The organism is Sphingomonas sp. PAMC26645 (assembly GCF_004795835.1).
Taxonomy (GTDB): Bacteria; Pseudomonadota; Alphaproteobacteria; order Sphingomonadales; family Sphingomonadaceae; genus Sphingomonas.
In genome coordinates, this window is sequence record NZ_CP039249.1 from 704,087 (window position 1) to 716,240 (window position 12,154).

The 12,154-nt window shown below is 67.6% G+C and carries 8 protein-coding genes; 3 read left to right on the forward strand and 5 right to left on the reverse strand.

What is annotated here, in order from left to right:
* Positions 1-56: 56 nt before the first annotated feature.
* Entirely contained in the window at positions 57-2,645 is a 2,589-nt protein-coding gene (pepN, locus tag E5673_RS03440; protein WP_136188940.1) for an aminopeptidase N, read from the reverse strand.
* Positions 2,646-2,923: 278 nt separating this feature from the next.
* Here pepN and E5673_RS03445 point away from each other — a divergent pair, with 278 nt between their 5' ends.
* Entirely contained in the window at positions 2,924-4,630 is a 1,707-nt protein-coding gene (locus E5673_RS03445; RefSeq protein ID WP_136188941.1) for a M28 family metallopeptidase, read from the forward strand.
* Complete coding sequence (locus E5673_RS03450) at positions 4,627-5,463, forward strand: NAD(P)-dependent oxidoreductase (protein ID WP_136188942.1); 837 nt, start codon at positions 4,627-4,629, stop codon at positions 5,461-5,463. The genes E5673_RS03445 and E5673_RS03450 overlap by 4 nt, the downstream gene beginning before the upstream one ends.
* On the opposite strand, the gene E5673_RS03455 is transcribed toward E5673_RS03450, so the two are convergent.
* The 3 genes from E5673_RS03455 to E5673_RS03465 form a co-directional block, all read right to left on the reverse strand.
* The gene (locus E5673_RS03455; protein ID WP_136188943.1) at positions 5,376-6,299 is read right to left on the reverse strand and encodes an EamA family transporter; all 924 of its coding nucleotides are present in this window, start codon (positions 6,297-6,299) and stop codon (positions 5,376-5,378) included. The genes E5673_RS03450 and E5673_RS03455 overlap by 88 nt on opposite strands.
* Positions 6,296-7,297, reverse strand: coding sequence for a beta-eliminating lyase-related protein (locus tag E5673_RS03460; RefSeq protein ID WP_136191327.1), 1,002 nt, complete (start codon positions 7,295-7,297; stop codon positions 6,296-6,298). The genes E5673_RS03455 and E5673_RS03460 overlap by 4 nt, the downstream gene beginning before the upstream one ends.
* A gap of 230 nt (positions 7,298-7,527) precedes the next feature.
* Positions 7,528-9,675 carry a transglycosylase domain-containing protein gene (locus E5673_RS03465; protein WP_136188944.1) on the reverse strand — a complete coding sequence of 716 codons (2,148 nt, stop codon included), beginning with the start codon at positions 9,673-9,675 and terminating at the stop codon, positions 7,528-7,530.
* Between the two features lie 209 nt (positions 9,676-9,884).
* Between E5673_RS03465 and E5673_RS03470 the strand changes: the two genes are divergently transcribed.
* On the forward strand, positions 9,885-10,472 hold the full coding sequence (locus E5673_RS03470; RefSeq protein WP_247599553.1) for an NAD(P)H-dependent oxidoreductase: 588 nt from the start codon (positions 9,885-9,887) through the stop codon (positions 10,470-10,472).
* A gap of 143 nt (positions 10,473-10,615) precedes the next feature.
* Here E5673_RS03470 and E5673_RS03475 read toward each other — a convergent pair whose 3' ends face one another.
* Complete coding sequence (locus E5673_RS03475) at positions 10,616-12,151, reverse strand: efflux transporter outer membrane subunit (protein ID WP_136188946.1); 1,536 nt, start codon at positions 12,149-12,151, stop codon at positions 10,616-10,618.
* Between the last annotated feature and the right edge of the window lie 3 nt (positions 12,152-12,154).

The window sequence follows — 12,154 nt, forward strand, 5'->3', positions numbered from 1 at the left end:
CCTCCGTCTGGCAAGAGCCAGACACCTCCCCCTTGCGGGGGAGGATCAGATTCGGGTTAGCCTTCCAGACTCTTGGAGGCCTGCTCGAATACATCCTTCGACAGTCCCGGCGTCCGCACAATCCGCTCCAGTTCCGCGCGCATCAACCCTGCGCGCGCCGCGTCGAACCGGCGCCATCGCCCGAGCGGCGGGAGAAGCTTCGCGGCGGTCTGTGGGTTCAACCGGTCGAGCGCGATCAACTGGTCCGCGAGGAACCGGTAGCCGCTCCCGTCGGCGTTATTGAAAGCCCGCTGGTTCGCGCCGAATGCGCCGATCAGCGATCGGGCGCGGTTGGGGTTGGTCAGGGTGAAGTCGGCATGCTCGGCGAGCCCCGCGACGATCGTACCGGTATCGTCGCGCGACGACTGCGCCTGCGCCTGGAACCACTTGTCGAGCACCAGCGGGTTGTCGCAATATTGGCTGTAGAAGATGTCGAGCGCGGTGGTGCGGATCTCGGACTCGCTGCTCACCAGCGTCGTCAGCGCGCCCATCCGGTCGGTCATGTTGTCCGCCGAATCGAACTGCGCGAACGCCAGGTCCGCCGCATCCGCCGCGCCGCTCGCCGCTAGATAGCCGAGCGATACCGTCCGTAGACGACGCAGGCCCTTGCCCTCCGGCGTATAGGCGTAGGGCTGGCCCTCGCCCCGCGCATACGCCTGCCGCCATTGCGCCTCCAGCCGCGTGCCGAGATCGCGGCGCAGTGCCTCGCGCGCACGGAAGATCGCTTCGGGATCGACGACGGCCATCTGGTCGCCGATGAAGCTCTCCGACGGCAGCAACACCGCCTCGGCGACGAACGCGAGATCGAGATCGGTATTGGCGAGGGTATTCGCCACCGCGGCGATCACGGCGTCGTGATCCGCATGTCCGCCCGCCGACGCGACCAGCGTGTCGAGCATCAGCTGCTGCATCGCCTCGTAGCGCGCGAACGGATCGTCGTCGTGCGCGCTGAGGAAGGCGAGATCGGCGGCGGTGCGGTCGCTTTCGACCACCACCGGCGCGGAGAAGCCGCGGTTGATCGACAGCACCGGGCGTTCGGCCAACCCTTCGAATTCGAGCGTGTCGAGCGTGTCGTCGAACAGGACGAGGCGCTCGTCGGTCAACGCCGCACCCGATTCGGCACCGAACAGCTTCACCCGCAACGGTAGCACCATCGGGGACTTCACTGGCTGGCCGGGCGTTGCGGGGACCTGCTGCGCGAGCTGCAGCGTCGCGCGGTCGCCGTCGTGCGACAGGCTCGCCGACACACGCGGCGTGCCCGCCTGCGAATACCAGAGGCGGAACTGGGTGAGGTCGACCTTGCCGCCTTCCTCCATCGAGGTGACGAAATCCTCGCAGGTCGCCGCCGTCCCGTCGTACCGGTCGAAATACAGGTCGGTGCCCGCGCGGAAGCCCTTCGGTCCGAGGATCGCGGCCATCATCCGGATCAGCTCGGCGCCCTTGTTGTAGATCGTCGCTGTGTAGAAGTTCGAGATCTCCTGGTAGGATTCAGGCCGCACGGGGTGCGCGAGCGGGCCCGAATCCTCGGGGAATTGCGACGCACGCAGGCCGCGGACGTCCTCGATCCGCTTGACCGCGCGGGAGCCCTGGTCGGCGGAGAAGCCCTGGTCGCGGTAGACTGTAAAGCCCTCCTTCAACGACAGCTGGAACCAGTCTCGGCAGGTGATCCGGTTGCCCGACCAATTGTGGAAATATTCGTGCGCGACGACCGCGGCGATCGCGTCATAGTCGTAATCGGTCGCGGTATCCGGGTCGGCGAGGATGTAGCGCGAGTTGAAGATATTGAGGCCCTTGTTCTCCATCGCGCCGAAATTGAAGTCGTCGACCGCGACGATGTTGAACACGTCCAGATCGTATTCGCGGCCATAGGTCGTCTCGTCCCACGCCATCGCGAGTTCGAGCGCCTTCAACGCGTGGTCGGTCTTGGGCAGGTCGGCCTCGCGCACCCAGATGCCGAGCGACACCTCGCGCCCCGACATCGTCGTGAAGCTGCTGCGGTTTACGGCGAGGTCGCCGGCGACCAGTGCGAAGAGGTAGGAGGGCTTCGGGAATGGATCGTGCCAGGTTGCCCAGTGGCGGCCATCTTCGAGATCGCCCTGCGCGACCGGGTCGCCGTTCGCGAGCAGCACGGGGAAGTGCTTCCTGTCGGCGGTCATCCGCACCGAATAGACGCTGAGCACGTCGGGGCGGTCGGGGAAGTAGGTGATGCGGCGGAAGCCTTCCGCCTCGCACTGGGTGCAGAGGTTTCCGCCCGAGGCGTAGAGCCCCATCAACTGCGTGTTGCGATCGGGGGCGATCTCGACCTGCGTCTCGACGACATGCGCGGCGCCGGTGAGCGGGATGACGAGCTGTTCGCCGTCGATCCGCCAGTCGTTGATCGCGACGCCGTCGACCGTGACCGACAGCGGCTTCTGCCCCGCGCCGTCGAGCCGCAGCGGTGCGGCGTGATCGCCGTTGCGCGTTACCGACAATGTTGCCGTTACGCGGGTGGTGGAGGGATCGAGGTCGAAATCCAGTTTCGTCTCGGGGACCAGCCACTCGGGCGGGGTATAGTCCTCGCGGCGAATGACGAGCGGGTGGGCGAGACTGTTCTGGATATCGAGCATATGTTTGCGAATATAGGGCCGTGGCTCCCTACCGCCAGCCAAAGCTTGGGGCCGCGCGGTTCGATCACTTGCACCTCCCCGGCGGAGGCCGGGGTCCAGTTGGAGAGGTCGTAGTAACGGAACGCAGCCTGCGTCAGCACCGTTTCCCAACTGGACCCCGGCCTCCGCCGGGGTGGTACTTCTCTGCGGAGAAGGTCTTTGCTCCATGCCCCAAAGCTTGCGCGGGTGACGGTGGATGCTACGCCGCTGCAACACGTTCCCTTTGCAAGGATTTCCGGATGTATCGTCCTATCGGCGCGCTCGCGGTGCTCGCGCTTTCTACCTCTGCCCTTGCACAGACTGCGCCCCAAGCTGCACCCGTGCCGGCTCCGGTGACCGCGCCGAATACGGCCGAGCTGAACGCGAAGCTCGCCGCACCGCTGCCGGCGGATCAGGCGGCGATGAAGGCGCATGTGCTGTTTCTCGCGTCGGATGCGATGAAGGGTCGCGAGGCTGGCAGCCCCGAGTTCGACATCGCCGCGCAATATGTCGCCGCGCAGTTTTATGCGGCAGGCCTTCGTCCCGGTGGCGATCAGGGCGGGTATCTCCAGACCGTGCCGCTCGTGTCGTACAAGGCGGCGAGCAAGGGCGATTTCGTCTGGACGGGGCGCGGGCCTGCGCAGCCGCTCGTATTCGGTGAGGACTATGTGCCCGCCGCGAACGGCGCGAAGGCGGAGACCAGCGTTTCGGCGCCCGTCGTGTTCGTCGGCTACGGGATCGACGCGCCGCAATATGGCCAGGACGACTACAAGGGCGTCGACGTGCGCGGCAAGATCGTCGCGTATTTCGGCGGCTCGCCCGCGCGGTTCGGCGGCGAGGAGCGCGCGTTCTTCGGGTCGGGCGGCACCAAGGCTGCGATCGCGCAGGCCAAGGGCGCGATCGGCGTGATCACGCTGGAAAGCCCGCGCTCGGCCAAGGTACGGACGTTCGGCAAGATGGCGGAGTTTTACGCGACGCCACGGATGACTTGGGCGAATCCCGACGGCACCGGCAAGGTCGATGCGCCTGGCGCGCCGTCGCTCGGCACGATCAGCATGGCCGGCGCGGCCAAGCTGTTCGCGGGTGCGAAGACGCCGTGGAGCCGGATCGTGAAGCAGGCGGACCGCGACAATGCCAAGTTCAAGGCGGTGCCGCTGACCGGCACGCTGACCGTCGCGACCAAGACGAGCTTCGTGCCTGCCGCGAGCAGCAACGTCGTCGGGATGATCCCGGGCAGCGATCCGGTGGTCGGCAAGGAGGTCGTCGTGCTCTCCGCGCATCTCGATCACATCGGCATCACGAAACCCGTGAAGGGCGACGCGCTCAACAACGGCGCGCTCGACAACGCGATCGGCATCGCCAGCCTGATCGAGGAGGCCAAGCGCTTCACGGCCAGCGGGCAGGCGCCCAAGCGGACCATCATGTTCCTGGCGGTCACCGGCGAGGAGAAGGGGCTGGTTGGCAGCGATTACTTCACCAACCACCCGACCGTGCCGCTGACCTCGATCGTCGCGGACGTGAACCTCGACATGCCGATCCTGACGTACACATTCGAGGACATGGTGGTGTTCGGTGCGGAGCGTTCGACGATCGGCCCGATCGTGCAGAAGGCAGTGGCGGCGATCGGCGTCGGCCTGTCGCCCGATCCGATGCCGGAGGAGGGCATCTTCGTCCGCTCGGATCACTTCCGGTTCGTCCAGAAGGGGATCCCGTCGGTGTTCCTGTGGCCGGGTCAGAAGGGGCCGGGCAAGGCGGCGGTCGCGTATTTCATGGCGAACAATTACCACAAGCCGTCGGACGACCTGACGCAGCCGATCCTGTGGGATCAGGGCGTGCGGTTCGTCGATGCGAACTACCGGATCGCGCGCGAGATCGCGGATGGCGCGCAGCGGCCGGTGTGGAATGCGGGAGATTATTTCGGGACTTTATACAAGGGGCCGATGGCTGGCGCGGCGGTGGCGCCATGAGCCGGCTGCTGGTCTTCGGTCTCGGCTACACCGCGTCGCGGCTTGCCGAGCGGCTTGCGGCGGACGGCTGGCATGTCGTCGGCACGACGCGGGACGGACGCGATGGTACGCTCCGGTTCGACGATGTCGATGCGGTGACGGCGGAGATCGCGGCGGCGACGCATATCCTGTCGTCGGTGCCGCCCGAGCATGAGGCCGACCCAGTGCTCGGTCGGTACGGTTCGCTGTTGCTGCGGACGCGCGCGTGGATCGGGTATCTGTCGTCGACGGGGGTGTACGGCGATGCGCAGGGCGCGTGGGTGGACGAGACGGCGCCGATCGGTGGTGGTCGTCGGAGCGCGCGGGCGGCGGCGGATGCGGACTGGCTGGCGATTGGCGCGCGGACGTTTCGGTTGCCGGGAATCTATGGTCCGGGGCGCTCGCCGCTCGACCGGGTGCGGCAGGGCAAGGCGCACCGGATCGAGCAACCCGGCCAGGTGTTCAGTCGCGCGCACGTTGACGACATCGTCTCGGGCGTCATCGCCGGGTTCGATGCACCGGCGGGGGCGTATAACCTCGCGGACGATGTGCCTGCATCGCAGAACGACGTGGTGGCGTTCGCGGCGATGCTGCTCGGGATGCCCGCGCCGCCGTTCGTGACGCTCGAGGAGCTCTCGGCGATGGGACGCGGGTTTTATAACGAGAACCGGCGGGTGGCGAACGGCAAGGCTAAGCGCGTGCTTGGCTGGACGCCTGCCTGGCCCGACTACCGTGCCGGCCTGCGTGCGCTGAGTGCGATGACCAAGCCGATGCCGGACAATATTGCCCCAGCGACGGCCAGCGTCGACCAGTGATAGCGCTCGAAGATCGTCGATAGCAGCATCGCGATGACGGGCACGATCACGCCCGAATAGGCCGCCTTGGCCGGGCCGATCGCGCGGATGACGTTGAAATAGAGCGGGAAGGCGAGCGCCGACGCGAACACGCCGAGGTAGAGGATGCCCGCGACATAGCCGAACCGCGGCTCGAAGACCGGCGGACCAGTGGTGATCCAGGCGAACGCCGCGTCGAGGCTCGCGCCGATCAGCATCGCGATCGCCAGCGTCGGCGCCATCGGATAGCGCTTGGCGAACGCGCTGCCCTGAATGACGTTGGCGACCGAGGCTGCCATCACGCCGCACAAGGTCAGGACGATGCCGATCGTCGCCGAGCGCGGCCCGTGCGGATCGACCCGCGCCTCGTTGACGAACAGCAACGCGACCCCCGCCATCGCGACCGCACACCCGACCATCAGCTGCCGTCCGAGGCGCTGCTTGAGGAAGATGCGGCCGAAGATCGCGTTGGGGACGAGCAGCAGGGCGAACACCACCGCGACGAGCCCGGAGGTTACGTAATGCTCGGCGCGGTAGACGAAGTTGAAGTTGAACGTGAACAGCGCGATGCCGATCACCGCCGCGAACGCGTAACCGCGTGCGTCGAACCTGAAGCTCTCGCGCTTGATGCCTGCGTAGATCGCCATTGCGATACCGGCGACGAGGAAGCGGTAGCTGATCGACCAGCTCGGCGGCACCACCGCGATCTGGTCGCGGATGACGAGCCAGGTCGAACCCCAGATCAGCGTGACGATGCCGAACGGGATCAGTACGGCCGCGCGGGTCGACTGTGGTGGATCAGTGGGGCCGGGGGTCATAACTCCCGGATCGCGTCGGCGAGCAGGGCGACCGCGTCCGCCGGGCTGTCCCATGCGGTGACGAGGCGGATCTCGCCGGCTGCCCAGTCGTAGAAGTCGAAGCCTTTTGCACGGAGGGCTGCGGCTTCTTCGGGGGTGGCGCGGAGGAAGACTTCGTTCGCCTCGACCGGGTGGACGAGGCGATCGCCGGCGGCGGCGGCGAGCTTCGTCGCGCTGTCGTTGGCGGCCTTGGCGTTGGCGAGCCAGAGGTCGTCGTTGAGCATCGCGAGGATCTGCGCGGCTAGGTAGCGCCCCTTCGACAGCAGCAGGCCGGCGCGTTTGCGGCGGTATTGCGTGACGGCGGCGAGGTCGGGCTTGAAGAAGACCAAGGCCTCCGCGCTCATCGCGCCGTTCTTGACGAAGCCGAAGCTCAGCGCGTCGACGCCGGCGCGCCACGTCATCTCGGCGGGCGAGCAGCCGACGCGTGCCATCGCGTTGGCGAAGCGTGCGCCGTCCATGTGCAAGCCGAGCCCGCGCTCCTTCGCCAGCGCGCCGATCTCCGCGACTTCGTGCGGCTGGTAGACGCGGCCATATTCGGTGGCGTTGGTGATCGAGATCGCGTGCGGCTGGACGCGGTGGACGTCGTCGGGGATCGCGTCGAGGACGGTGCGGATGGTGTCGGGGGTCAGCTTTGCGCCGTCCCCGTCGGCGAGGAGCAGCTTGGCGCCGTGCGTGTAGAATTCGGGCGCGCCGCCCTCGTCGTTCTGGATGTGCGCGTCGCGGTGGCAGACGATGCCGCCGTGCGGGGGGCAGAGTGCTGCGAGCGCGAGGCAGTTGGCGGCGGTGCCGGTGGGGACCCAGAGCACTGCGACGTCGGTCTCGAACAGCGAGGAGAGGCGGCCGTCGAGCTGCTGGCTCCAGGCGTCGCCGGCATAGGCGGTGTCGAGCGTGTCGGCGGCGGCGATCGCGGCCATGACCTGCGGGTGGATCGTGGCGGCGTTGTCGGAGAAGAAGCGCATGGGGGAGACATGCTGCGATGCGGTGGTGACGTCAACGGGGGGCATCGGCTCAGGCGCAGATCCAAACTGCTCTTCCACCCCGGCGAAGGCCGGGGCCCAAGTGGGGGGCGGTAGGTAACGACGGGCTGCGCGTCGTTACTGCAACCTTTCCAATTGGGCCCCGGCCTTCGCCGGGGTGGTGCCCAATAGCCGGGGTGGTGCTGAGTGGGCGGGTGCCGTCGATCAGCAAACTACTGCCCTTCGTCGGGTCCTTGTTCTTCCTCCGGAGGCCGGCGATCTTCGCGGGGGGGCGGGCCTTCCTGGCGGTCGCGGCGGGAGGGGCCGACCGAGATGGTGCCGTCCTCGCCCATCTTCAGGTTGAAGCCCATTCCTTCGATCTCCCCGCCCAACGGCAGAATGGAATTCTCCTGGTCTTCCGCCGGCAGTGCGTCGGGATCGACTTCCTCGACCGCGGGAGGAGGCGCAGCGATCGGGGCGATCCCCAGCGCGCTCTGCATGAAGTCCCGCCAGATCCGTGCGGGGATACCACCGCCCGACAGGCCCGGGTTGGAGGAATTGTCGTCGTTGCCGACCCACACGCCGACCACCAGATCGCGCGCGAAGCCGACGAACAGCGCGTCCTTGTTATCCGACGTCGTGCCGGTCTTGCCGAATGCGTCGACCGTCAGGTTCGCGCCGCGGCCGGTGCCGGTGCGGATCGAGGCCGCCAGCAGGTCGAGCATCTCGTCGTGGATCTTGCTCGGCATCTCCGTCGCGCCGCCGGTCAGCGACTGGTACCAGCCCTTCTCGCGCACGTCGGCGAGGCCGCGCGGCTGGACCGGATATTGCTCGCGCGCGATCGCGGCATAGGCGGCGGTGAGTTCGAGCAGCGAGACGGTCGACGTGCCGAGGCCGATGGTGGCCTCGCTGGGGATCGGCGTCGAGATGCCGAGATCGCGCGCCGCCTTGATCACCGCCTTGACGCCGACCTGTTGCGTTAGCCGTGCGGCGGCGACGTTGGACGAGCGCGCGAATGCCTGGCGCAGCGTGATCGTTCCCTGATAGCGGCCGTCGCTGTTCTTCGGGGTCCAGTCGCCGATCGTCACCGGGCGGTCCTCGATCGTCGAATCGGGAGTGAGGCCCTGGCGCATCGCGGCGAGGTAGACGAACAGCTTGAAGGTCGAGCCGGGCTGGCGCCGCGCCTGCGTCGCGCGGTTGAACGGGCTTTTCGCGTAGTTCTTGCCGCCGATCATCGCGACGACGCGGCCATCGGGTCGCATCGCCACCAGCGCGACCTGCGCCTGACGCAGACCCGCGCGCGCTATGGTGCGTTCTGCCGCGCGCTGTAACCGCGGGTCGAGTGTCGTCTGAACGGTCGCCTCGGTCTTGATCTCGCCGGCCTGGTCGCGCGCTTCGGGGAGGATCCAGTCGGCGAAATAGGTGCCGTTGGGGAGCTGCGACGGGCGGCTGCCGAGCACGCGCTGCGGTTGGACCGCGTCGCCCTCCGCCTTGGTGAGGAAGCCCGCGTCGACCATCGCGCCGACCACCACGGCCTCCCGCTTGCGCGCGCCTTCGAGGTTCGACGTGGGGGCGAGGCGTGAAGGTGCCTTGACCAAGCCGGCAAGCATCGCCGCCTGGCCGACGTTGAGCTTGTCGGGCGTGCGGCCAAAATAATGCTTTGCCGCCGCGCTGATCCCGTAGGTGTTGTCGCCGAAATAGACGTTCGAAAGATAGCGCGAGAGGATCTCGTTCTTCGACAGCCATGCCTCGAGCCAGAACGCGATCATCGCCTCGCGGATTTTCCGCGTCGCGGTGCGGTCCGAATCGAGGAACGCGTTCTTCGCGAGCTGTTGCGTGATCGTCGAGCCGCCCTGGCGCACGCCGCCCGAGCCGAGGTTTGCCCATGCCGCGCGTGCGATGCCGCGGGGGTCTACGCCCCAATGCGAGTAGAAGCGCCGGTCTTCGATCGCGAGGAACGCCTGGGTGACGTGCGGGGGGAGCTTTGCCGCGTCGACCGACTTGCCGATGATCGCGCCACGTCGCGCGATCGGCGTGCCGTCGTCCGCGGTCAGCGTGATGGAGGGCGGCGTCGGCGGCTGCAGCGACTTCGACAAGGGCGCGGTGATCGCCAGCCAGATGATCGCGATCACCAGCAGGACGATGCCGATCCCGAAGCCGCGCAGGATCCAGCGACCGATCGGGCGCTTGCGTCGCGGTGCGCGGGCGTACGGGGGCGCGTCGCGGTCGTCATACGGCTCGGGGTCTTCGCCATCCCGCTCGGCTTCGTATTTCTGGCGCAGGCGTTCGCGTTCGGTGATCAGCCGCTCGCGCTCATACGCATAGGGCTCGCGATCGCCGCGCGAGCTGGAACGGTCGGGGTCGAAGGGATCGGGGCGCATCGGATCGTTCCAGGTCGGCCAACGGGCGGACTTTTAGTGTGTTACGGTTCTACGACAGTTCGGGCAAGTCTATGCGCATGCCTAACGTGTACCGGGGCTTAGCGACAGCGTTCGTGGTGCGCGCGGGGCGAGAACCGACCAAAGCCCTGTTGTCATCGCGCGGCGAAACGGGGCAGAGCAGGGGGATGACGTTCGAACAGGATAAAACCGTGGCCGCTTCCGACACTCTCCCGCTGGTCGTCGGCATCGGCGGCACGATCGGCGGCGTCTCGTCGACCGAGCGTGCACTGCGTATCGCGCTCGATGCGGTCGAGAAGCAGGGCTATCGCACGCAGATGTTCGGCGGGGCCGACATGGCGCGGCTGCCGCTCTACGATCCGAAGGCGACGACGCGGACGCCCGACGAACAGGCGTTCGTCGCGTCTGTGCGCGAGGCGTCGGCGGTGATCATCGCCAGTCCCGGCTATCACGGCAGCATCTCGGGCGTGGTGAAGAACGCGCTCGACCTGCTGGAGGAAACCGCGCGCGATCCCGAGCGGCCGTATCTGGCGGACATGCCGGTCGGGCTGATCGCGACGGCGTATGGCTGGCAGGCGACGGGGAGCACGATCGCGGCGTTGCGCTCGATCGTCCATGCGTTGCGGGGGTGGCCGACGCCGTTTGCCGCCGCGATCAACACGCAGGTGACGAAGTTCGACGACGAAGGCGGGGCCAGCGATCCAGCAGTGCTCGAGCAGTTGCGACTGGTCGGGCGACAGGTTGCGCGGTTCGCGCCGTTGTCCGAGCCGGCGAACTAGGACCTTCTGGCCCCTCCCTGAAAGGGAGGGGTTCGGGGTGGGTCGGTTTCGATCTGTCCAGACGTCGCGACACAAGTGGGCCTACCCACCCCCAGCCCCTCCCTTCCAGGGAGGGGGGCATGTCATGTTGTTGGAAGCAGGCCTTACTTCAGGCCACCACCTAACGAGCGGTAGAGTTCGACCGCGTTGCTGTCGCGGACGAGGCGGGTGGCGAGCAGGCTCTGCTGCGCGGTGTAGAGCGCGCGCTGCGAATCGAGCGTGTTGAGGAACGGGTCGATCCCGGCGCGGAAGCGGAGCTGCGACAGATTGTACGCCCCCGCCGCGTTGTCGCGCAGCGACGTCTGCGCCTCGAGCTGGCTGTTGATCGTGCCGCGGCGTGCCAGCGCGTCTGCGACCTCGCGGAAGCCGGTCTGGATGCTCCGTTCATACGTGGCCAGCATCGCGTCGCGCGTCGCCTTGGCGTATTGCAGGTTACCCTTGTTGCGACCGAAATCGAAGATCGGCTGCGTGATCGACGGGGCGACCGACCATTGCTGGCTGCCGCTGCCGAACAGGTTGGACAAGCCAAGGCTGAGCGTGCCGAATGCCGCGGTCAGCGAGATGTTCGGGAAGAACGCCGCGCGCGCCGCGCCGATATTCGCGTTGGCGGCGATCAAGTTGTGCTCGGCCGCGGCGACGTCCGGGCGGCGCAACAGCACCTCCGACGACAGGTTGGCGGGCAGATTCTCCAGCGTCGGCGTTTTCTCCGGCATCCGCGCGGGGAGCAGATCCTGCGTCACGGTCGTCCCGGCGAGCAGGTTGAGCGCGTTCTGGTCCTGCGCGATCAGCGTGGTCGCGTCGGCAATGTCCGAGCGCGCCTGGTCATAGGTGGTGCGCGCCTGACGCACTTCGAGTTCGGACGCGATGCCGATCCGGAAGCGATCCTGCGTGAGCTTCAGCGTCTGGCCGAACGCACGCTCGGTATCCTGCGCGATCTTGAGACGGTCCTGATCCGCCGCCATCGTCAGCCACGCGGTCGCGGTCTCCGAGATGAGCGACACCTGGGCTGCGTTGCGGTTTTCCTCCGCCGCGAAATACGCTTCCTGCTGCGCCTGCGTCAGGTTGCGGATGCGACCGAAAAGATCGATTTCCCATGCCGAGATACCGACATTGGCCGAATAGATGTCGGCGCGCCCGCTGCCCGTGACGGCAGTGCCCGCACCGCCGGTACCACCACCGGTGCCGCCACCCGTTCCGGTGCCGCCGCCGACGCCACCAGTGCCGCCGCCCGTGCCGCCGCCGACACCGCCTACGCCGCCGCCAACCGCACCGAACGGCGACTTCTGGTAGGTCGCGCTGCCGGTTGCGCCGATCGTCGGGAACAGGTCCGCGCGCTGCACGCGGTATTGCGCGCGAGCCTGTGCCACGTTGGCGACCGCGATGCGGACGTCGCGGTTATTGTCGAGCGCGAGGCGGATCACGCCGCGCAGGCGGTCATCCGTGAAGAACGCTTCCCATGCGGTGTCCGCCGGCACGATCGCGTTCGCGGCGTTGCCGGCCGAATAGGCTGGCCCGGTCGGTCCGCTCGGCGCGACGGGAAGCTCCGGGCGGACGTATTTGGGGGCGAGGTTGCACCCGGCGAGCGTGAGCCCGGCGGCGAACGTGAGCGCGGTGCGGCTGGAGATCTTGGTCGAGAACATCTG

What these genes read in the sequence shown, in the direction of transcription:
- E5673_RS03455 (WP_136188943.1), bottom strand. Translation starts at nt 6,299, where the DNA reads ATGACCCCCGGCCCCACTGATCCACCACAGTCGACCCGCGCGGCCGTA.
- E5673_RS03450 (WP_136188942.1), top strand. Translation starts at nt 4,627, where the DNA reads ATGAGCCGGCTGCTGGTCTTCGGTCTCGGCTACACCGCGTCGCGGCTT.
- E5673_RS03445 (WP_136188941.1), top strand. Translation starts at nt 2,924, where the DNA reads ATGTATCGTCCTATCGGCGCGCTCGCGGTGCTCGCGCTTTCTACCTCT.
- E5673_RS03460 (WP_136191327.1), bottom strand. Translation starts at nt 7,297, where the DNA reads ATGCGCTTCTTCTCCGACAACGCCGCCACGATCCACCCGCAGGTCATG.
- E5673_RS03475 (WP_136188946.1), bottom strand. Translation starts at nt 12,151, where the DNA reads ATGTTCTCGACCAAGATCTCCAGCCGCACCGCGCTCACGTTCGCCGCC.
- E5673_RS03465 (WP_136188944.1), bottom strand. Translation starts at nt 9,675, where the DNA reads ATGCGCCCCGATCCCTTCGACCCCGACCGTTCCAGCTCGCGCGGCGAT.
- pepN (WP_136188940.1), bottom strand. Translation starts at nt 2,645, where the DNA reads ATGCTCGATATCCAGAACAGTCTCGCCCACCCGCTCGTCATTCGCCGC.